Annotated in this window: 13 protein-coding genes; 3 read left to right on the top strand and 10 right to left on the bottom strand. The window is 50.0% G+C overall.

Annotation, left to right across the window (positions count from 1 at the left end):
- Window positions 1-64 precede the first annotated feature (64 nt).
- Both Pla110_RS12765 and Pla110_RS12770 read right to left on the bottom strand, forming a co-directional pair.
- A complete protein-coding gene (locus Pla110_RS12765) occupies window positions 65-1,213 on the bottom strand; it encodes an ROK family protein (RefSeq protein ID WP_144996137.1) in 1,149 nt (382 codons plus the stop codon).
- 57 nt (window positions 1,214-1,270) lie between these two features.
- On the bottom strand, window positions 1,271-2,602 hold the full coding sequence (locus tag Pla110_RS12770) for a neutral/alkaline non-lysosomal ceramidase N-terminal domain-containing protein (RefSeq protein ID WP_144996138.1): 1,332 nt from the start codon (window positions 2,600-2,602) through the stop codon (window positions 1,271-1,273).
- A 204-nt stretch (window positions 2,603-2,806) separates the two neighbouring features.
- Between Pla110_RS12770 and Pla110_RS12775 the strand changes: the two genes are divergently transcribed.
- The gene (locus Pla110_RS12775) at window positions 2,807-4,138 is read left to right on the top strand and encodes an aminotransferase class III-fold pyridoxal phosphate-dependent enzyme (RefSeq protein WP_144996139.1); all 1,332 of its coding nucleotides are present in this window, start codon (window positions 2,807-2,809) and stop codon (window positions 4,136-4,138) included.
- 64 nt (window positions 4,139-4,202) lie between these two features.
- Here the strand turns inward: Pla110_RS12775 and Pla110_RS12780 are convergent, their stop codons facing one another.
- The 4 genes from Pla110_RS12780 to Pla110_RS12795 form a co-directional block, all read right to left on the bottom strand.
- The gene (locus Pla110_RS12780; protein WP_144996140.1) at window positions 4,203-5,342 is read right to left on the bottom strand and encodes a trans-sulfuration enzyme family protein; all 1,140 of its coding nucleotides are present in this window, start codon (window positions 5,340-5,342) and stop codon (window positions 4,203-4,205) included.
- A gap of 228 nt (window positions 5,343-5,570) precedes the next feature.
- Window positions 5,571-6,503, bottom strand: a complete 933-nt coding sequence (cysK, locus tag Pla110_RS12785) for a cysteine synthase A (RefSeq protein ID WP_144996141.1) — start codon at window positions 6,501-6,503, stop codon at window positions 5,571-5,573.
- A gap of 325 nt (window positions 6,504-6,828) precedes the next feature.
- Window positions 6,829-10,197, bottom strand: coding sequence for a DUF3971 domain-containing protein (locus Pla110_RS12790; RefSeq protein WP_144996142.1), 3,369 nt, complete (start codon window positions 10,195-10,197; stop codon window positions 6,829-6,831).
- Between the two features lie 200 nt (window positions 10,198-10,397).
- On the bottom strand, window positions 10,398-11,651 hold the full coding sequence (locus tag Pla110_RS12795; protein WP_144996143.1) for an ArnT family glycosyltransferase: 1,254 nt from the start codon (window positions 11,649-11,651) through the stop codon (window positions 10,398-10,400).
- A gap of 270 nt (window positions 11,652-11,921) precedes the next feature.
- Between Pla110_RS12795 and Pla110_RS12800 the strand changes: the two genes are divergently transcribed.
- A complete protein-coding gene (locus Pla110_RS12800; protein ID WP_144996144.1) occupies window positions 11,922-12,863 on the top strand; it encodes an aminotransferase class IV in 942 nt (313 codons plus the stop codon).
- Window positions 12,864-13,030: 167 nt separating this feature from the next.
- Here Pla110_RS12800 and Pla110_RS12805 read toward each other — a convergent pair whose 3' ends face one another.
- The 3 genes from Pla110_RS12805 to Pla110_RS12815 form a co-directional block, all read right to left on the bottom strand.
- Window positions 13,031-14,749 (bottom strand): hypothetical protein, encoded by a 1,719-nt coding sequence (locus Pla110_RS12805; protein WP_144996145.1) that lies wholly within the window; start codon window positions 14,747-14,749, stop codon window positions 13,031-13,033.
- Window positions 14,750-14,946: 197 nt separating this feature from the next.
- Entirely contained in the window at window positions 14,947-15,924 is a 978-nt protein-coding gene (locus Pla110_RS12810; RefSeq protein ID WP_144996146.1) for a S1C family serine protease, read from the bottom strand.
- Between the two features lie 127 nt (window positions 15,925-16,051).
- Window positions 16,052-17,020, bottom strand: a complete 969-nt coding sequence (locus Pla110_RS12815) for a cytochrome c (RefSeq protein WP_197440176.1) — start codon at window positions 17,018-17,020, stop codon at window positions 16,052-16,054.
- A 1,154-nt stretch (window positions 17,021-18,174) separates the two neighbouring features.
- Between Pla110_RS12815 and Pla110_RS12820 the strand changes: the two genes are divergently transcribed.
- Window positions 18,175-18,789, top strand: coding sequence for a hypothetical protein (locus tag Pla110_RS12820; RefSeq protein ID WP_144996148.1), 615 nt, complete (start codon window positions 18,175-18,177; stop codon window positions 18,787-18,789).
- Window positions 18,790-19,136: 347 nt separating this feature from the next.
- Here the strand turns inward: Pla110_RS12820 and Pla110_RS22995 are convergent, their stop codons facing one another.
- Window positions 19,137-21,155: a PQQ-binding-like beta-propeller repeat protein gene (locus Pla110_RS22995; RefSeq protein ID WP_144996149.1), complete on the bottom strand. Its 2,019-nt coding sequence runs from the start codon at window positions 21,153-21,155 to the stop codon at window positions 19,137-19,139.
- Between the last annotated feature and the right edge of the window lie 178 nt (window positions 21,156-21,333).

Genomic DNA, 21,333 nt, shown 5'->3' on the forward strand with positions numbered 1-21,333 from the left:
AGATGATTTCAATTGTTTCCGAACTTATACATTGCTGTAAGGACTCTACTGCAAGAACTTTCAGTTAGCCTTTCTTCTGATTATCGCTGAAAGTATGTTTGGCCCAACATGCCGCTCCCAGAACGGTGGAATCATCACCTAACTTTGCGGCCACAACTTTGTATGAGTCTTCCGACGACTTCAAACATTGGTTTTTTGAGCTATTCCAAGCTGTGTCCACAATCAACGTAGGCATCGCTTCCACGAGCCCTCCACCTAGAACGACGACCTCCGGTGCCAGTAGATTGACCATATTGCCGATCGCTCGACCAATATGTTCTGCCGCCGTGATCACAATCTCCTTGATCGATTCATCCCCCTTTTCGATCGATTCTGCGATAGCACCGCTCCGAATATCGGCAAGATTGGTGCCTGCCAATTCTCGCAAGACGGGAGCTTCTCCCCGATAGACCGCCTGTGCGGCCTGTGCGGCGATTGAAAGGCGACTCGCAACCGTTTCCAGACAACCCCGTCGTCCGCAACCACACATTCTTCCGTCGGCTTGAACGCAGACATGCCCAATTTCCATACACGAACTGCGAGTCCCTCGAAGAATCTGGCCCTGGTAAATAAACCCACCACCGATTCCTGTCCCAGGGAAAATGCCCAACACCGAGTTTGCCCCTTTTCCGGCTCCTTCGCTGTATTCACCGTATACTCCGAGATCGACATCATTTCCGATGACAACCGGGCAATCGAATTTTTCAAACAGAATTTTCTTGAGTGGTGTTTTCTTCCACCCCAGGTTGGGAGCATTCAGAATTGTCCCTGTATTGAGATCGAGAATTCCCGGACAGCCCACACCGATCCCGGCAATATCTGACTTCGTTTTCCCAGCCTCTTCCAAAGTATCTTCGATCGTATCGACAATTCGATCGAGGATCGACTTTTCCCCTTTGCGACTTTTCGTCTTTCGACGACGAAAGGCGACTTCTTTGAATTTGGCGTCATACGCTTTGCAGAGCATTTTGGTTCCACCCAGATCAAAACCGATCCAGATTTTACCATTAGATTTTTTGCCCGACTTCTCCGTTAGTTCTTCAGGTTCGACAATCTCCTCAGTTTCGACAATCTCCTCAGTAACGACTTCGGGCGTACTTGATCCATTCGTCTCAGGGACAGGCTCCGGGGAGATTTCCACAGGGGAAGTCTTTTGATCCTGGGGTATATTCATTTAATTCAGTCTAATTGCTATTAAGAACGTGTTCATATTTTGATGAATGCAAGTTTTTTATGGCCCCGTTAGGGGGAATGATTCAAGGGCAGCTTGTTTAACAACCGGGCCTAATTGAGGGCCATAAAAACTGACGCTGGCTTCGTAGCCACCTGTTTCCCAAGCTTCTTCCGTCAGAATATAGCTAATCCAAGCGTCGGCCAGCCCCCCAATTGTAGGCGATTCGACGGACAGTTTCTCCCCCGCAACTCGTTTGATTTCTGCCCCCATGCCAGCCGCCATCTCTCCCGGGATACCGGTAATCGAGAGTTGACCGATTTGAACCGTCGTACAATGAGACCGTTCGGCGAACAGTTTAGGAATCATCTGCTGAAGCAGCGAGGTACTCAGCCCATATTCCTTACCACCAGTCTGCATGAAATCGGGGTGCCAGTTTGCAGGAGGCAAGTCAAACTCGACGGTGTGCTGCCGAAACTCGACATTCGATTCTGTGCCCGTAGCCATCCACAGTTCATGGCTAACAGCAGCCAATTCAACACCGTAGCGTTCGGCTTTTTCCCAACGGCTTTCCCCCGAATGGGGGCGGGAACGCGGTGACTGATCTCCTTCGGCTCCGTTGTAATACATTACCGTCACCTCGTCGCCAATGAGTGTCTCCAATGTTCGTTGCAGGTGCCCTGGCCACCCTGCCGAGAACCACATCTGCCTGGACGACATGAAAGTCGGATGAGCGGTGAAGTTCACAAGCACAGCCATTGGTTTCCCTGTTGCCGTATCAATGCGGGTCAAAGTCAAATCGTTGTCGGTGAATCCCTGTTTGCGGCGGTTGTTATTCCACCCTTCCAACTGAATCCTACTCGTCCCGATTCGCACCTTCACGGGAGCCTCCTGTAATTGACGATCGGCAGCCAGCAAGAGCTTTTTGAAATTGGCAAGCGTGAATTGATGAACCTGCGGGTTATAGATCCCGATCTGAGAAATTCCAAACGTGTTCCCGGGATGAAATGCGTTCATTTCTATACTGGCATGAGAATGGCTCGCTAGCAGCATCATCTGATTCGATTCCCACCCGTGCGACTTCACTTCGCGGACCAGCTCTTCCTTAAACGGAAATGGGAACCCCAACAGGTCTGCCGTGATGATTGCAAACTTCTGGGTTCCGTCCGTAAGGACAATGGCCTTGGCCCAGATTCGATCGTGGATGCCTTCGGCTGGCTTATTCATCCGTTCGCCATATCCTCCGAGAGGACATTGCATTTCCAGTGGCGGCGTAATATCGATCCGGGCTACTCCCGCTGTTAAAGTCGCGGCAACAAGCGCGGAGGTACCAGTCGACAGGAAGAACAAGCCATACGCTATGAGAAGCAGGACACGAATCAGCAGGGTCATCAGTTGTTTACCATCTTTTAATAGAGTAAGCCGGTAGAGAACCCTATTTTAGAGTTTGCGAGCACCTTGAGGATAGCGGAATCCGATTTTCCAAAACAGTGTGAGACAAGAGACTTAGCCGGTTGACCCCCTTTTCGAAATCCTGTTACTGTTTCAGGTACTCAAATTGAAGCTGTCCATCACCCCTCCTCGGGATCCACGCATATGTCTCTTCCCCAACAACCCGGATCAATCACACAGGCCCTGTATCTTCGGGCCAAACAACTTATTCCGGGTGGCACCCAACTGCTCAGCAAACGCCCCGAGATGTTCGCCCCGGAAATGTGGCCTGCGTATTACCAGAGCTGTAAGGGCTGCACTGTCGTTGACCTTGATGGACGGGAATACATCGATATGTCGATCATGGGAATTGGAGCCTGCCTGCTGGGATACGCCGATCCGACTGTGACAGAAGCCGTCATAGACCGAGTCCAACGAGGATCAATGTGTACGCTAAATGCCCCGGAAGAAGTTCTGCTTGCCGAAGAATTGGTCCGATTACACCCTTGGGCGGATCAGGTCCGCTATGCCCGGACAGGGGGCGAAGCAATGACCGTTGCCGTCCGCATCGCTAGAGCTGCTACGAATCGAAGCCACATCGCCTTCTGTGGATACCACGGTTGGCACGACTGGTACCTGGCAGCAAATCGTCAGAAAGAAGACTCCCTTCAAGGACATCTCCTCCCCGGGTTGCACCCCAATGGAGTTCCAGAAGAACTTGCCGGAACGGCGATCCCTTTCCAGTACAATCAAATCGAACAGTTGGAGGCGATTATCAAAAAAGAGGGTTCCAAACTGGCGGCCGTAGTCATGGAGCCCACGCGATATGCTGAGCCCGATCCCGGATACCTGGAGCAGGTACGGGAGCTATGTCATAAAAATGGTAGTTTACTCGTAATGGATGAAATCACAGCGGGATGGCGTCTTCACTTGGGGGGAGCCCATTTGAAATATGGTGTCGATCCCGATATCGCTGTCTTTGGCAAAGCGCTGGGGAATGGTCACCCGATGGCGGCCATTATTGGAACACGTGATGCCATGCAGGCGGCTCAAGAGACGTTCATCTCCAGCACTTATTGGACCGAAGCGGTCGGACCAGCCGCTGCTCTGGCGACACTGAAGAAGATGAAGGAAACAAATCTGCCTGAAGAACTGGAAGCGCGCGGTGATCAATTGCGAGGACATCTGGCTCCTCTGGCAGCAGAGTTCGGGATCCCGTTAAAAATGCTCGGTCATCCGCCCATCACACATTTCCAGTATGAGCATCCGCAAGCGGCCGAAATCCAGACATACATTACGGTCCGAATGTTGGAACGAGGCATTCTGGCTGGAGCTGGATTCTATGCGAGCCTGGCACACACTTCAGAAAACATCCATCAGTATCTCGAAGCGTACAAAGAGATCTTTGCAGAGCTACAAGAAGCCGTTGAAAAACAGACGGTCGACAAACTACTGAAAAGCCCAGTCAAACATGGCGGATTCAGCCGTTTGAATTGAACCGTCTGGATTTGTGACATCCTTTTCCGGATTGGGCCCCGAGATGATTCGCAACAATTTCTATTTAGAAATCGAGTGCCTGTTTCAGGTCGGAGACCAAGTCATCGGGGTGTTCGATTCCGATGGAAACACGAATCGTTTTCTCTGTAATTCCCGCTTCGCGCCGCGCGTCCAACGTCATGGAGGCGTGGCTCATCGTCTCGGGATATTCCATTAACGATTCGACTCCTCCGAGTGATTCCGCCAGGAGAAAGAGTTCGGAGCGGTCGAAGACTTTCTCCGCTTCCGGACGGCCTCCTTTAACATCAAAGCTAAGCATTGCTCCGAAGCCATGTTGTTGTTTTTTGGCTAACTCATGCTGTGGATGGCTTTCCAAACCAGGATAATATACGTGCTCCACGTTCGCATGCCCGCTCAACATTTCAACGACAGCCTGCGCCGCTCGCTGATGAGCTTCCATGCGCGGTCCGAGTGTTTTAATGCCGCGAAGAACTAACCAGGCGTCGAAGGGAGAGCATCCCAACCCCATTGCATTAACTGTGTAAGCGACCTTCTCGGCGATCTCTTTCTCTCGGCTGACGACACACCCACCTACGACATCAGAATGTCCATTCAGGTATTTCGTTGTCGAATGCACCACGACATCCACACCCATTTCAAATGGACGCTGCAGGTAAGGTGACATGAAAGTATTATCGGCGATCGTGATCAAATCCGACTTATTCGCCAATGCTGAGATCGCTTCGATATCGACCAGATTCATGAGTGGATTACTTGGAGTTTCAATCCAGATGCACTTCGTCTCGGGAGTGATGGCCGCCTCAACCCGGGCAAGTTCACGCATCTTAACGAAGGTGAACTTCAGTCCCATCCGCGTGAATACATCCGAGAACAGACGATAAGTCCCGCCATAAATATCGTCTCCAGCGATGATATGATCGCCCGGTTTGAAAAGTTGCAGAGCCGTTACAATCGCTGACATTCCTGTGGAGGTTGCCCGACATTGGTATCCCCCTTCCAGCGAAGTGATATTTTCTTCCAAGGCGGACCGGGTCGGATTACCCGAGCGGGTGTAATCGAACCCACGATTCGAAGTCAGGTTATCCCAGACAAATGTCGAAGTCGGATAGATCGGAGTCGTCGCTGAATTGTAAGCCGAGTCTTTATCAACACCGACATGCACAGAACGTGTTTCGAATTTCATATGTGGATGGTCCACCAGAAGGAATTAGGGGAAGGCAATATTGATGGGAAATAGGTCAGGCACCCTGTGCAATACTGCATAGGGGGCTCCCGCGCTTGAGTACGGGTACGGATTCCGAGTTTAACGGTTTCCGGAGCACTCTCAAGGCTCCGTCCCCGCCTATTCCACAAGAGAAGGAGGCAGATGCCCCATTCGCTAGGATTAGACCAGTCTGTTCTCTGATCCAGCCTAGTTTTTGGCGTAATCGAACAGGGGCGTCGAGAGGTAACGCTCCCCGGAGTCGGGAAGGACGACAACAATGTTTTTACCTTCACTGTCCGGGCGTTCTGCAATTTTCATTGCCGCAGCCATGGCAGCGCCGCAACTGATACCGCAAATAATGCCCTCTTCTTTGGCAAGTCGTGGGGCCATGTCGAACGACTCTTCATCAGTGACTTTGATAACTTCATCAATGATGGAGACATCAAGAATATCTGGAATGAACCCGGCTCCCAATCCCTGAATGCGGTGCTTGCCTGGCTCGCCTCCAGAGATAACCGCACTGTTCATTGGCTCGACGGCCACAATTCGAACGGGGTGCTTCTTCTCGTGCTTCAGATATCGTCCCACACCCGTAATAGTCCCCCCTGTTCCCACGCCCGCGACGAAGAAATCAATTTTCCCCTCCGTGTCGCGCCAAAGCTCGGGGCCAGTGGTTTCAAAGTGAATCTGAGGATTCGCGGGATTCTTAAACTGTTGAGGCATGTAGTAGTCGGGCTGTTCCGAGAGTTCTTCCGCTTTTTGAATCGCTCCCTTCATACCATCGGCACCGGGAGTCAACAGAAGTTCCGCTCCAAATGCCTTAAGCATCATCCGACGTTCCATCGACATGGTGTCGGGCATTACCAGGGTGCATTTATATCCTCGCGCAGAGCAGACGTATGCGAGCGCGATTCCCGTATTACCACTGGTGGGTTCGACAACGTGCATTCCCGGTTTCAGTTTACCCGATTGCTCAGCGTCCCAGATCATCGATGCACCGATCCGGCATTTCACACTGTAGGCCGGGTTGCGACCTTCAATCTTAGCGAGAATGGTGCCCGGCAATCCGGAGGCGATGTGATTGATTTTGACTAACGGGGTATTTCCAATGGTTTCAGAATTATCATTGAAAATTGCCATCCGGGGGCACTCCTTTATCTGGGGGAACGGGTGCGGGGCTGTTTGATTCGCCCATAGGTGTCGATCAGTAATCCACGCTAACTGACCATTGTCGCCTGTCTTGATTAAATCCAACCAGACAGATAGGAAAGAAGCGAATCCATCATTAGAGCAGGAAACAGGTTAAGTCTATTTTATTGCAAAGGCACGATACAGGGCAACAGCACCCTTGGAGATCTCTGTCCAGATACACTTTCGAGGGAAAACAAGAAAGCACAAAACACTTTCTATTCAGTCTTCCTCCAACTGTATAGTAGAGAGCAATCGGCGATCCCGGGTTCGGTATTCAATTCCCGGGGGCGGGTCGTCCGGTTGGTGTAAACATCGGTTGACTGGAAAAGGAGAATGGAGGAACCAGCATCGCCGGGGCCCGCATTGCGTCTCGCACGGGAATACTGTCAAACAGCCGTTTGATCGCATTGTCAAAGGTCACAATGGGCCGGTTTACGTTTCCACGCACTTTAACACCTACAAAGTCTCGCGAGGCGAGATTTACCACTTCATTCACAATCGGAAGCGGTAGATTGTTTCGAGGTACAACTGAATAGAAGTCGAGGTTCAGCTGACCATCGAATCGAGCCGTTCCCTGACCGTACATTCCAATCGAATCACCCTGCAGTTGAATCCGATTGAATCGAAACTGCTTTTGTGAGATATCATATTCTGCAAAAGCGGTTTTGAACGCCGTTTTGTCCTGTGGAATCAACCCACCCAGTTCGTTGAACATTTGTAAAAAGACGGGCAACTCGTACAGAGCTGCGGGGCTGATGAGAATCTGCCCGTTACCTCCGATTGCGGACATGTTATTGCCCTGCCCTTTTAATTCAATCCAACTGTTAATCACCCCTCGTAAATTATGGGTACCAGGCAGATACAACCGGGCATATTCTTCAAGGAGGCCGCCCTCCATGATGATTTTCAGTTTATAGATGGTATCCTCCTCAATGAGAGAATCCCCTTCGAGCGAAATAGTTCCCCCGATCGCTTTGGCGGTTACAGGACGAATTTTGTCTTTGTCTATCGGGAAGTGGACGGGACGAATTGGTTTCGGAACAGACCCGACCCACAATCGTCGGTCGACCAGAAAATAGGGACCTTGAATATTGGTTAATTGATAGTCGCCCCATAACTCCGCTGATTCGATATCGATTTCGCCTGTCATCTCGACGTTTTGACCATTGAAAATTCCGCGGCTGGTGACGTTGCCCCGGACTTGATCCAACTCCACGCCGGCCCAGACATCCGATCCCGACAGGACTGTCTCGACATTCCAACCGGCCGTCACGGGAAGCTGCGGATCTGTCGAACCGCGTAGATCGAGCGTGCCCGAAAGGGAAATTGGATTTCCTTCCGGATTTAGTTCTTCGACCACATTTCTTAAATCGGGGGGCAACGCGAGACGAAACATACGGTCGGGGATCAGGTCGTCCACATGCAATTTGGCGAAATGCACCCGCCAATCCTGGGCGTCCAGATATTCGGCCCAGTCGATGATCCCAATCATCTGAACCCGGGTATTATCGTGCTGTCCGTGAAAAGATTTAATCTGAATCGAGGGATGAACTTGATTTTGAACGAAGTCCGACTGGCGATGGGCATATTCAAACTCGCCCTCAATGTTTTTGATCGGATAGGGAAAACAATCCATCGTCATTTCACCCTGACTCACATTGAGCTTAGGAAGACGGATTGAAGGTGGAGTTCCTTTGTCCCAATCAACCAGAGCGATCAGGTCGAGACGTCCGCGGGGAGACAATTGATCCCAAACAGTTTGTATTTCCGGAGAAAGCGCCTGCTTCAGCTGCGCATCAAACCAACCTCCTTTGGCGTCGATCTTCAGACTTAAATGACCAGGCTCCGTCGAGGCATCGTATAGACCTTCCGCCATTAGAGTCGTCTGGCCATTCCGACCCAGCAACTCCTGAAAATACCAGACCTTTTCATGGTTGTCGTATTGCAATCTGCCTGTCATGTCATTTACTGGATAAGGAAAATGGGCATATTGGATTGCGCCATGATGTAATTGGACATCGATGATCTGATGATATTTCTGATCGAGACCAGGTGGTCTGTTCAACTCAACATTGACATCAAGTTGTCCCTGGAGCTGCATCGCATCCAATGTTTTCCTCAGCGGAGGTGGGCTTGCAGACAGAAGAGCATCGTCAACGGGCAGATTAGAAACTTGAATCTCAAAATGAGACTCCGCTTCGCGTCCCGGATTCTTCAACCAACCCACAACCGCAGTTTCCCGCCGCGCGGCCAGTCCGCGAATATCGACTTCCATGATGTCACTGTCGCCAGGCTGCTGGACCGTTCCTTCCACCGCAGTGAACGGATAAGGAAATTTGACAAAGCGACAACTACCATTTCGGACTTTAGCCAACAGGTTCCGATGTTTTAGCCCTACGCCCGGTTGAAAATAGAATTCGACATCAAGATCGAATACTCCCGCCGGATGAAAGTCGTCATACAATTTCGCCAGACCTGGTGTTAATCGAGCTCGCAACTTCTGATCGAGGGTGATATTGCGGCATTTAAGATCAATATCGAAACTGGCTTTCTCGGGCTGTCGGGCGACTTTTCCTGATGCCTGAATGCCGGCAGGCCCATTCATGGCGGTCAGTTTTTCGATCGTGATCAGATCGTTGTCCCAGACAACCGTCCCCTTCAAATCACTAAGCGGAAAAGGGAGAATCCGGTTGGTGAGCTTTCCATCTTTGAAATCAAATTTGAATTTGAAATCAGGCTCTTCCGTCGGTGATGTTTTGGTAACTTGGAAATCGAGGTCGAATAGAACACCGACTCCGAAATCCGGAATTTCATCCGTGTGAACAGCAGTGGACGAGAGCGAGACATTCGAAACGGCAGCCGTCTGAGCAATGACTTCGTCCTGCTGCGCCGGGTAATTATTGAGAAAGGTGTCGAAATTCTGGAGTTTGGTTAAAAGCTCCGGGGACTGCCCTGCAATGAGTGATAAGAATTCGCCCTGCGTTTTGACTTCCGCAATGGAACCACTCACGTCCCATTCGCCCGTATCGACACTCCAGTTCCCTTTGATAGCCAGACGCCCGACCTGATTGATATGGGTAAGGCCTTCAATGGAAACGTTGCGACGTCCCGTTGGAATGAGTCGCACATTTGCCTGTTCAATATAAACTTCACCGGGAGGGCGATCCCCTCCATTTTCCAGAATAACTCGATATCGAGCATCGCGCACTTCGATTTCCGGAACTGGTTCTTCGGATCGAGGCGGCGGGCTCAGTTGCTCCCAGTTCCACATCCCCTGAGCATTTCTCAACAGGTTGATGGAGGGACGTTTGAGAATCAGCTTCTGAACCTGTATATGCTGATTTGCTTTGAATTGTTCGACGTCGATCTGCACGATCACTTCGGGCAGTTGTAGAAGCGACCGTTTAGTATGGTCTCCCTGAATCGTCACATCGTAGATGTGGATCTGGCTTTTCCAATCGTAACGCGTTCTTCCTATCTGGATATTCCAGTCAGGCAGCAGTTCCTCAAGCTGAGCGGTCAGCTGCGACTTCAGCAGTTCATCTGAACGCATCCAGAACCACATTGCCGAACCGCCGACTGTCGTTAACAGCAGCAGAATGCAGATGAAGTACCAGCGTATTGATTTCCCGATACGAGCCATTAGATTCCAAATTCATCCGTGAGTCTGGGGGGACACCAAAGGCAGCGGGTGTCCAAAGACGGAAGCGAAGATCAAAACAAAACCGGGTTGCAGATCGATTCTTTAACAACATCCTGCTGTTAACCAGGCGAAAAATAGCCGGATTGCATTTTCGTGACCTAAGTCAGTTTACTCAACCCCATTTCTCATGAAAACAGGCTTTATTTCGCATTCATCCTGACGGCACCTTGCTCATCTATCTCTCTATTATTTCTCGACTTAGACAAAAACAGAGCCGCCAGAATCAATAAAGGATACTCAGCCGGAAGTCGATATCTGAGAGAACCGACAAAGAGCATGTGAATTACGGCAAAATAAATAAGCGGCGTCAAAGTGTAAAACAGAAGGTCACTGCGGTTACGAAATCGCCAGATTGCCAGAAGAACGACTAGATACAGGATCGTATTCAAACCGCCGATCCCCCAAGCGATCAAAGGCGAGGACACTTCCTCTGCAACAGGCCAAGGTCGCCAGAAGCGGACTGCTTTGAGACCGGCCAGTTCAAACGACCGCCACGGATTTTTACGGGCAAACTGCCACGCACGCTGACGGTATTCCTGATCGACTTCGTATTCGGACATCGTCGCAGGAAGATTGTCCGTCTCAAAGAAAGTCATGTCACTCGCACCCGTGGCGTTTGGATTGAAGCCATCGTATAGGCTGGGACCGCTCCATAATGAAGTCACGACGAACTGCCCGCTTACCTGGTAGTTTCGGTAGACCCAGGGCGAAAGCGTCAGTGCCATCCCGATGAGAATAAGGAGTAGATTACGTCCCACAATCGTTTTTCTTTGTTGAACAAACAATTGATATACGGCCCAGATTAATGGAAACAATATCCAGACCGGCCGCATGTAGGTTGCAACAGCCGCGAGTACGCCCGCCATCACGGGGAAAAGGGAGGAGTCGGGGTGTGCCTGTATCCGTTGCAGACTCCAGAGACTGGCCAACAGTGAGGCCGCGAAGCAGGTTTCACTCAGGATCACCACACTGAAACCAGCCATCACAGGATGCAGTGCCACCAGCCATGCCGCCAGGATCGCTGTTTTTCCATCCGCCAATTCCAGAGCGAGGCGATAACAGAGATAAACGGCAAGTACCCCAAACAAGGCCAGCCAGATCCGCGCCGCCAGAAAAGATCCCTCGAATAGTTTGATTGGTATCGTCAACACAACGGGAAAGCCAGGCATCCGTAGAATCTGACGCGGAGGATCGTAAATTTCATAAGGTTCGCCAGCGGCAATGTTCGACGCCAGTTCCCAGTAACCAGCGGCGTCACCCGCAATCAGGAACGACCGGTCGGGAGTCTGGTCAAGATAGATCTGCAGCCCAAGAGCCAGCACCAACCGCACGCTTAACGCGACCAGCAGGAGCACTCGTATTGAACTAAAACAATTCCGGGACCAGGCCTCCAACTCAGATTACTCCATCGAGAGAAAGACTATGCAATTAAAAGGGAGAGACTCAGTTGCTATCCTAACTTCCCGCTGACATAAGAACCAATCAGAAAGTATTGATTTACGCTTCACCCTATCCTTCCGCCATTGTCTTGGCTGGGGTTCTAACTGGCCTGCAAAACGAGTCACGGAAAAACCCCCTATGGATGTTATCGTCATTCCGTTGTTATAGAATGCACTTTCTGATTTATAGTTCTTAACCGCTCCTTTGCTGAAAGTCTCCCTCCCATGACTGAACCGCTGGTTTTCCTGAAAGGGGAAATGGTCCCTGCATCGCAGGCACATCTGAATATTTATGATCAGGGAATCGTTCTGGGCGCAACCGTAACGGAAATGATCCGCACGTTTCGCCATCAACCGTTCCGGCTGAAAGAACATATCGACCGGTTATTTCGTTCCATGAAATATATGGAATTCGACATTCAGCTTACCCGCGAAAATCTCGCAACCAGATTGACCGAATTAGTTCAGCATAACGCAGGACTGATTGAACAGGATGACGAACTTGGTCTGGTGATTTTTGTCACCCCTGGCGAAAACCTGATGTATGCCGGAAGCGCCGCCGCCGGTGTGAACATGGTGCCGACCTTGTGTGCACACACCTTCCCGCTCCCGTTTGAGTTCTGGGCTGAGAAAATGCAAACAGGCTCTCATCTGGTGATCAGTTCCACGCGGCACGTACCGCCGCAGTGCTATCACCCGAATATGAAATACCGAAGCCGTATGCACTACTATCTGGCGGACTTGGAAGCACGAAAAGTTGATCCTCAGGCAGCGGCCTTATTGCTCGATTTGAACGGAAATGTAACCGAAACGAGTGGGGCGAATTTCCTGATCGTGGAAGGAGGCACCATTGTCTCGCCTACTCTGACCAACACGTTACCGGGGGTCAGTCGACAAGTGGTGATTGAGTTAGCCGACGAGTTGGGCATTCCCTTCGAAGTTCGAGACTTCCAGTCATTTCAGGCGATCAACGCTGATGAAGCCATGACCACGACGACTCCGTACTGCGTCATGCCAGTAACCAGTATTAATAAACATGCCATTGGTTCGGGGAAACCGGGACCAATCGTTCAACAATTGCAGGAAGCTTGGAGCAAGAAAATCGGTTACGATCTATTCGCACAGATTCAGAATGGGGCAACCCGCCGGACTGCAGCACGAACTTGAAGTCGCAGGATTGTAGATTCAGGTATGAATACGATGACTGAATGGACGCTCTCGGCGACTTTAATCAGATTTAATGCTGCGTTTCGTATCTCGGCAATGAAAACAGGGATTGGAAACCGAATGTTTCCAATCCCTGTTTTTTAATTCAGATCTTCACCTGCAGATGATTACTCTTTCAACTGGAACTGAACCGCCAAGGCTCCATTTCCGACCGGCACCATGTACGATGCGGAAGTACCGAAGTACTTAGCGATGACTTCGAAATCGGGAAGGACGGTAAAATCGATATCGGGGATCAATGCACCGAGTTGGCCGGACTGAAAGTTTTCGTAGACCGGTTTAATTTGATCAGTAGGATCAGAAAAACCAATGATCGACGTTTGGGCTGGAAAATGCTCGGCCAGTTTCAGGTACTTATCACTCTGTACTAAGCTATCCGCTGCAGCGACACCGCGTACAACTTGCTCCAGCAGTTGTACTTCTGTGGTGAAGAAAAAGTAACCTTTGGCGACCGCCATCGCCACGGTGGGGGTAGAGGGATTTGGGTTTACAACTTCGTAAATCGTAGTGCCCTGGAATTCACGAGCTTCTCCGGGAAAACCCGGACTTTCGGCAACGCGAGTGAGGACGTCAGTCATACCTGCCTCGTCCTTCACTTCCGCACCCAACAACATCAGTCCCTGCATATCTTCAATTCCTCCCCCTTTTCCCGCTTGGGTAAAGAATTGAATATTGCCCGAAAGCTGATCGATCAAGTCCTTCTTGACGTGAATACCAGGGCCATCGGGCTGCTGTGCAAACCCTTCGATCATTTGCTCTGTTGCTCCAGGTCCCTGAAAGCTGTCAACGATCGTTACGATCGCATCGTAAGCAGACATGGAATCCCAATTGAAGGCTTGGAAAGAGACGACATCGGCAGGGACCCACTCCGCTGGCTTCTGCTCCGCTGCAGGAAACCGCATGACTTTCATAAGGCCACGAGGCTCGGAATCAAGATAGAATAAAGTGCGGCTGATCGACTCATAGTCACCGACCATGATATCTGAACAGTTACCGATTCCTTTCAGGCTCGTAATACCGAGAGGTTGCAGCATGGCCAACCCCATTTGCAACTGCATTCCCTGCGGGCCCGAAGCCATCGCGATTGACTGAGTGAGGGCGATCGGATCAATGAAGAAGTTGAATACTGACTCACCCGATTCGGGAAGACATTCCGTTTGGATCTGAGTGTAGACAGGGCTCGATTTGAATGAATCGTCTTCACGACCTTCCCAGCTGTCGAGAACATCTTTTATTCCGACGGTACTGTTCGATACTAAGAATGTTGTGTCTTTGATACAGAAGACAAGGTCTTGTTCGATAGGCACGTTAGGGTTGGCACCTTTGACTGCGATCACATTCAATGTCGCACCGGCGTACTCTTCTTCAACGACTTCCGAACCCTGTTCTTCAGAAGCGGAAAGTGCTTTCGCGATGAGTGCGTCAACTTTATCCCGGCTTTCACCAAATTCAATTGCCATCATTGCCGCGAATGGAGCTCCGCTTGGTTTGAAAAATGCAAAGGAGGCTTCACCTGACAGGATCGAGTAGAGATCATCCACGGTCATATTCAGCTCTTCAGCGAGAGCTTCATTGATCTTTTCAGTGATCTGCGTGCAAAACTCCTGAACTTGCTCTTCCTGTAAGAGTTGGTAGAACCGAGTCTGTTTGTATTTCTCCTGCATCACTTCGACGTTCGGCGCCGAAACGAAAAGGTATGTTTCAGCAGGTAATCGCTGATCGAGCGTAACAGTGTCCGCCGCCAGTACCGTCTGAGCACAGAGAAGCAGGACAGCGACGCTGCTCAGGAGTGCCTTTTTCAGAGAAGGGAATTCTCGGTATTTCATGTTCTTATCCATTCTGAGTAACGTAGATAGGTGTAAGCTGAAATCGTGACTTTAGGGATCGTCTTCCGTTAGAGATCATGTCAGTGCGAGTGATTCTCATTTTTATCCGCTGAAAGCGAACTTATGATGATAGCCACCCGGAACTCCATTCGTCCTGCAGTGCCGATTCTTTAATTAAACACAGTCGCGTCGGAAAACTATCTGGGAAGTTTGTCAAAGTTCGTCCGGACGGGTGGGTCGAGGTAGTGGTATCCGGTATTCGGATTTTTTTCATCAAATGCAAACGCATCATAATTATCGAGGAAGTGTTTCAGATACGCAACGGGAATCGCGAATCCGAGACCTTCACTCAGCTGAAGTTTCATATTAGTCACCCCTAAGACCTCACCCCGCTCATTAAAGAGGGGGCCTCCGGAGTTTCCAGGATTGATCTGAGCCGTTGTTTGAATAAAGACGATACCTTGAAAATTCCGGTTCCGGGTACTGACGATGCCCTGTGAAACAGAACGTTCCAATCCATGCGGGTTTCCAATCGCAAAGACATCATCCCCTTCCTGGTAGTCAGCCGACTCCGCCAGATAGACCGGGTGAAAAGGAATCCCCTTCTGTCGGGGAATCTGCAACAATGCCAGATCGAAATAGGGGTTCATCGCAATGATTTTGACGTCGTTGATACGATGTCGCGTGAACTCATTTCGTTCGTTCCGCTGAAAAAGGGTAACGGCAATGCGGGTTTCCTGCTCGACCACATGGTAGTTGGTGATGCAGTAACCATCGTCGTTGATAATAAAACCAGACCCCAGCCCACTGGGAGTTTCAATCAGGACGACCCCTTTGCCAAACTGTTCTACAAGTTCCTTCAATCCCTTGTCGGGTAAAGTAGCGGTCGAGTAGAGGCTCTTGCTCTCTGCCGGTCCTTTGACCTCTTCGATCTTCTCCCCCTCTTCAATCGGGCGACGAGTTTTGATCTCCTCAACGGGAATTTTCAGTACATCGACGCCGATATCAACATAAACCAGCGAGGTATCCGCTTTCAGGACGTCTCCCATAATTTTGTGACCCGATCGAAGTTCGATCACCTCGGCAGCGGATCCCGTAGCGGCCAGCTGCGAAAGAAACAGGAACAATATGCCTGCCAATGTGGTCAGCATTCGAACGAAGGAGACAGAAGACATTTTTAAACCGCTGTTTCTGTTTGAGTTAGAAAAGTAAATGAAATTATGGGGATGAAGTTTGTTGTTATTCGAATTATGTTGTGTGATTTTATGATGATTGAATAATTCTTATCCGTTGGGATAGGAATCATTCAAACCGATAATCGGCATGGCAATCGGCACAGTGCTTTTCGAGTCGATCCAGATTTGTTTGAAATGTGCCGAAGTCATTCGCTTGAATCGCGGACTGCATCCCTTTGGCCGTTGTGGTAAAACCAGCAGCCTCTTCATGATAACCCGCTTCCTCAGCGGAAGGATAGCCCGGAGAGGCAATGATTTTGCCCAGCATGGTAAGGATCGCCGTTTCCCGCAGGGCAGTTTTCTGTTCCGATTTCAGTTTGCCTTCGGAATCAATATTCTCCGCGAGCCAGTTAAACGCAGACTCCATACGGTACATAACTGCTCCGCGATCAACCCGATCACTGAAATTAACTTCTTGATTGACCTGATGATCAAGTGTGACCTGCTCACCGTTCAGTACGGAACGAATCTGCTGAAGCGGAACCTGTGCCGATGTAAAAGAGGCTCTGCCCGCCGTCTCCGATTGCTCTACCAATCGGGCACCACAATCCACCAGAATCAAAGCTTGCTCTTTCCAACGGAGTTCTTCCTGCAATTGAGATGCAACCAGAGCGACCGCTTTAAGTGCTTCCGACTCTTCAGCAATTTCATTACGCGTTCGATTGAAGCTACCGAGTTGATTTAAATACCCCCCCAGACTAATGGAGATTCGGGTCACTTCTTCTTCTAAAACTGAAGGAGAGACCAGCGAGTCCCAATCGGACGACGACGCACTTTCGTTGGGTTCATTAGTAGCACTGGTCATTGAAGGTGAAGAGCCTGCAGCGGGAGCACTCTTAGGATCAGAGTGTGGCGCTGCGGAATTCATAGTGTCACCCGGTGATTTCAAATCAGTCGGTTGAACAATGGCGAGCGGCTTTTCGAACCAGATATCGTAAGGAACATCGTCGAGTTGTTTTTTCCCGGTCTCGTTGACGGTGACCCCTGCGGGTAGCTGGTCGCCGGTGTTCGACGAATTGCCAGCAGATTGAGTCATTTTACCGGTATTAGCGTCACCGGGACGGGTAGCTGAATTCGAACTCTCCGTTGAATTAGAGAGTGCACCCGCCGAGTTGGATGGGGGTACGGAGTCGTTTCCGCAACCTGGGATCATCAAAAGACAAATCAGGAGAACGATTGTGCCGCGCAGATTGGAACAGAGAAACTGTTGCAAGTTCACATCCATGAGCTGAACAAAGTGGTAGCGTTCACGAACACTACCCTATAGAAAAGCAAGTGCCGGAATTTACGTCAAGGAACTGAGACGGGATTTATATTTCAGTTGCTCAAGCCAGCACAAAAAACCTACTCCTCCCAGTTTACAAAACGCCACTGGGGATTCTAACCCTGTTTCCGGCCCATCCGATATTTGCGGAAGAATTGATGAACTTGACCGGAATCACGGTTCCCAGCTGTAAACTGGTCATTTAAGGTAAGATGGTAGAGGCGAATGATGTTTTCGATTACGGGACACGCTACTTAGCTTGGAACGATTCGAAAACGGAATTCCTATCACGACCCTCGACACAAGATTTCACTCCTGATGGGAACAGAGGGTGGTAATCTGAAACGGAGATCTCTGAATGAAAGGTTTCCTTTTTGCAACAAACCCCTATTTCCTGAACTGAAACAGCTTCGGTTCTCGTCTCGCTCGCAACAGTAAAAGAAGTGTCTGGAAAAGATAAGAGGCCGGTTTTCTTGCGCTGTTGTCCTGAGTGGAACAATCTGAAAAGTCCCTTTGGGAAACAGAGACATTGAGAGAAAAAAGTTTTGCGCCCTCCAAGGGGCGCGATATGTTTTTACTGTTTACTGAATGAAATCCCGAACCCGCGCCTCGATGGCAGGCACTACTGTTATGAATCTGTTCTCTTCCAACCTTTCTCTGGAAAAGAACCATGACATGCCCATACCATCAACATACCGACAACGGGAAATTCGAAAGTGGGTTTCGAACAGGAGAACAGTTCTAGAAATGAGATCAGGTGAGTGGATTTGTTCTGAATCAACAACCAAGAGAACTCATGCCTGGACTGATCGGGAAGAGTATTTGTTCATGCCGAATGAGGTCTCATTATTCAGCGTACATGAACTCCCTATTATGAATTCGACGACGTTCAATTCTGTTACAGAATGACAAGGAAGGAATATATAATGAAGAAATTAGTGGCTTTAACATTGGTTGCCACACTGCTTGCCGTCGGCTCGCAGTACGGTAACGCCAAATCAAAACAAACTTCGCAGATTCCTGCAGAGGTAGGATTCTTTTACGTTCCTGGAAAAATGCAAGTCGTTTCCCATCTGGAAGAAGCTCGCCTGCAAAAGGAAAAACCGGAATTATTGGAGGTTGCTTTCCAAGCACCTCTGGAAGCTCCTCCCGTTGAACCGTTGACTATTTATCCTGAACAGCCAACTTCTGTTTACTCGGAGCAAGTGGTTTCCTCCACTCCAATGCAACTTTACCACCGGGTGGAAGTCGAGGATCGCCACAACATTCATCCCTGTGCGGTCACCAAGATTGTTTCCGTTCTGGATCCCTGCCCTCCAACTTGCTGTGCAACGAATTGTGGTTCTTGCGATAGCTGTAACAACAGTTGCGGTAGCTGCTGCCCGCAGGGCTGTGTTTTTGTGCAAATTTGTGTGCCTCCCTATGGCTGCCCTGAAGTCAAAATCAGCCGTCACGGTAGCAAAGTGAAATACGATTATGGTTCGTATGAAGTCGAACTCACCTCACGCAATGGGGTTGTAGAAGTCGATTACGACGATTGATCATAAGGATGATTTAAATTTAAGAGTAACCAAGAGCCGGATCGATTCGTCGATCCGGCTTTTTTTGTATCTCAAAGCCCGGCAGCCTGAAGAGCCAGTTCGATCAAGACGCGAAGGAACTTCTACGGCTGTGGAGAGGCTGCGGCCACTGGCGCGTCCTCGACTTAGGCAATAACTTCTTCTCTTCGTCTGCGCATACTTACAAGCAGATCGCTCCTGACCCTCATGATGACTCTTATAACTGCTGAGGAGAGGGCGCAAAAAAGAGGTCGGGGAGAAGGCTCGCCCGACCTCTTCTGATCGAATTGATTGCCTGTTTAAAAATCAGGGCATCGATTTCAAAACACTTATTTCACAACGGGAATCGCATACAGATGCGACCGGTCGGTTACAAACAGGGTTCCGTTGGCGATCGTTGGTGTACTGTAGATGGAAGAACTGAAGTGATACTCGATGATATCGTCTTCGTTCAGTTCTGCCCCTTCGGAAATGATCGCGAGGTCACCATCTTCATCACCAATGAGAATTTTCCCATCGACGACCATAGGAGAACCCCAGACAGCGGCGAACAGGTCGTATTCCCAGTTCCGTTTGCCAGTCGCGAAATCGATGCAGTGTAACCGGCCGGAAAGATCGGCCGCATAGACAAGTCCATTATGAACGGCGACTGTTGAAATCGTTCGACGATAGATTTCCGTGTCTTCTTCACCGGTTACAGAACCGTCGGAATCCATACCACCATAATGCCAGATTTGGGCCGAGTTCTCATTTTCGGAACCATCTTCGGTTACGGGAGAGACGTCACCCGTCTTAGTGGCGTCGATTCGATAGAGGTGACCAACCCCTTCTCCGTGTTCCGGGTCCTGGCCTACTCCGAGGAGGACGCTGTTTTCGAAGAATACCGGAGTCGAGATAATCGCGTTACGCGATCCGAGACCACCAAGAACCCATTTGGAATCTTTGGGGTTCAGGTCGAACTTCCAGAGCATATTCGCTTCGTCGGCATCTGCATCAAATGAATACAACCAGCCGTCTCCGCCTGGGAAGTACACCTGAGCCTGGCCATTGACGACACCAATCGCGGGAGAACCCCACTGACCGTGCAGAATTTGATCGAAGGGAGTGTTGTCTTCCCAGATCACTTCGCCCGTGTTTTTATCAATACAGAGGAAGCAGGGAGAGCGAGGTGAAGGAATCTCCAGGTGAGCTTCGTCGACCCCGTTGGAAGTCAGAATGAAGATACGGTCTTTGTAGATCAGGGGTGAGCTGGTCGCCAGATTGTGCGGGAACACGCCCAGATCTTCAATCATGTCGAGTGACCAGATGATATCGCCGTCCAACTCATCAGTATCTGCTTCGTCGGTATACGGACCATCGTTTTCACCATCGTGGAAACCTTCCATATCGACGCACATGACTTCCGCACGGTTGGTAACGACCCACATGCGGCCATCTTCGATACAGGGAGTTGAACAAATCCCCTGCTCCGGCCAGTCGTTAACTCGTCCCTGGGGAAGTTTTTCTCGAGTGAGTTGCCACAGCATTTCGCCAGTTTCCTCATCGAAACAAAGGACCACACCTCGGTCGCCTTTGTGCTGGGGACGGTACTCGGCACCATTATTCGTGCCCACAAGTACTTTGCCACCGCCGACAGTCGGGTTCCCGTAAGTCTGTGAACCCAGGTCCGAAACCCATTTCACTGAGTCCGATTCATCGATGTATTCTGAACCCAGGTCCAGGTTGAGTTTTTTTGTTTTGTTGACCATGTTCCGTGTGATGTCACCACCCCACATCGGCCAGTCTCCCGCGACATCTGCATTTTCAGCAGCGGGTTTTTCGGTAGCAGCTTCTGCCGCAGGTGCTTCCTTGGCTGGTTTCTCTTCTACTGGTTTTTCCTCAGCCGGTTTTGGATCTTCAGCCTTGGGCTCTTCTGGCTTGGGATCAGTTGCTTCAACAGGGGCCGGTTTAGGAGCAGCGACTGGGTCTTTTTCTTCCGGCTTTGCTTCTGGTTTCGGATCCGCAGGTTTCGCTTCTTTCGGTGCAGGTTCCGGTTTAGCAGGAACAGGTTTTTCTTCAGGTGCCGGGTCCTCGGCTTTTACGGGCTCGACCGGTTCTTCAACCGGCTTTGCTTCCGGTTTCATTTCCGGCTTTGGTTCTTCGATAGGGGTAATGACGTTTTCATCTAAATCTGACCCTGCTTCTGGTTCTTCAATAACCGGTTCAGAGACAGTCTCTTCCTCAATCACGATCTCCTCGGAAGAGGATGAATCGGGAGGCGTGCATCCGGAGAAAATCAAACTTCCCGTTAACAGAGAGCAGCCCGTCAGCCAGACAAATTTAGTGTTGGTGAATTTCATGAGATTCATTTACAGCAATCCTTATGAGCCGGTTTATTTCTTTACCAGTTGAAACTCGGCCTGATTAACTTAACGATAAATGCAGAATGGGACAGACAGAAGAAGTGACTCCATCACTGTCTATTAATGTCGTTAACGAAAAAGACACTATCCGAGAGTAACATTGTCTAATAATGATTGAGTCTCA

Origin of the sequence: Polystyrenella longa, assembly GCF_007750395.1 — a bacterium.
Lineage (GTDB): Bacteria > Planctomycetota > Planctomycetia > Planctomycetales > Planctomycetaceae > Polystyrenella > Polystyrenella longa.

Bases quoted from the DNA above. Each gene is read 5' to 3' on its own strand.
- Pla110_RS12765 (WP_144996137.1), bottom strand. From the start codon at position 1,213: ATGAATATACCCCAGGATCAAAAGACTTCCCCTGTGGAAATCTCCCCG.
- Pla110_RS12770 (WP_144996138.1), bottom strand. From the start codon at position 2,602: ATGACCCTGCTGATTCGTGTCCTGCTTCTCATAGCGTATGGCTTGTTC.
- Pla110_RS12775 (WP_144996139.1), top strand. From the start codon at position 2,807: ATGTCTCTTCCCCAACAACCCGGATCAATCACACAGGCCCTGTATCTT.
- Pla110_RS12780 (WP_144996140.1), bottom strand. From the start codon at position 5,342: ATGAAATTCGAAACACGTTCTGTGCATGTCGGTGTTGATAAAGACTCG.
- cysK (WP_144996141.1), bottom strand. From the start codon at position 6,503: ATGGCAATTTTCAATGATAATTCTGAAACCATTGGAAATACCCCGTTA.
- Pla110_RS12790 (WP_144996142.1), bottom strand. From the start codon at position 10,197: ATGGCTCGTATCGGGAAATCAATACGCTGGTACTTCATCTGCATTCTG.
- Pla110_RS12800 (WP_144996144.1), top strand. From the start codon at position 11,922: ATGACTGAACCGCTGGTTTTCCTGAAAGGGGAAATGGTCCCTGCATCG.
- Pla110_RS12805 (WP_144996145.1), bottom strand. From the start codon at position 14,749: ATGAAATACCGAGAATTCCCTTCTCTGAAAAAGGCACTCCTGAGCAGC.
- Pla110_RS12810 (WP_144996146.1), bottom strand. From the start codon at position 15,924: ATGTCTTCTGTCTCCTTCGTTCGAATGCTGACCACATTGGCAGGCATA.
- Pla110_RS12815 (WP_197440176.1), bottom strand. From the start codon at position 17,020: ATGACTCAATCTGCTGGCAATTCGTCGAACACCGGCGACCAGCTACCC.
- Pla110_RS12820 (WP_144996148.1), top strand. From the start codon at position 18,175: ATGAAGAAATTAGTGGCTTTAACATTGGTTGCCACACTGCTTGCCGTC.
- Pla110_RS22995 (WP_144996149.1), bottom strand. From the start codon at position 21,155: ATGAATCTCATGAAATTCACCAACACTAAATTTGTCTGGCTGACGGGC.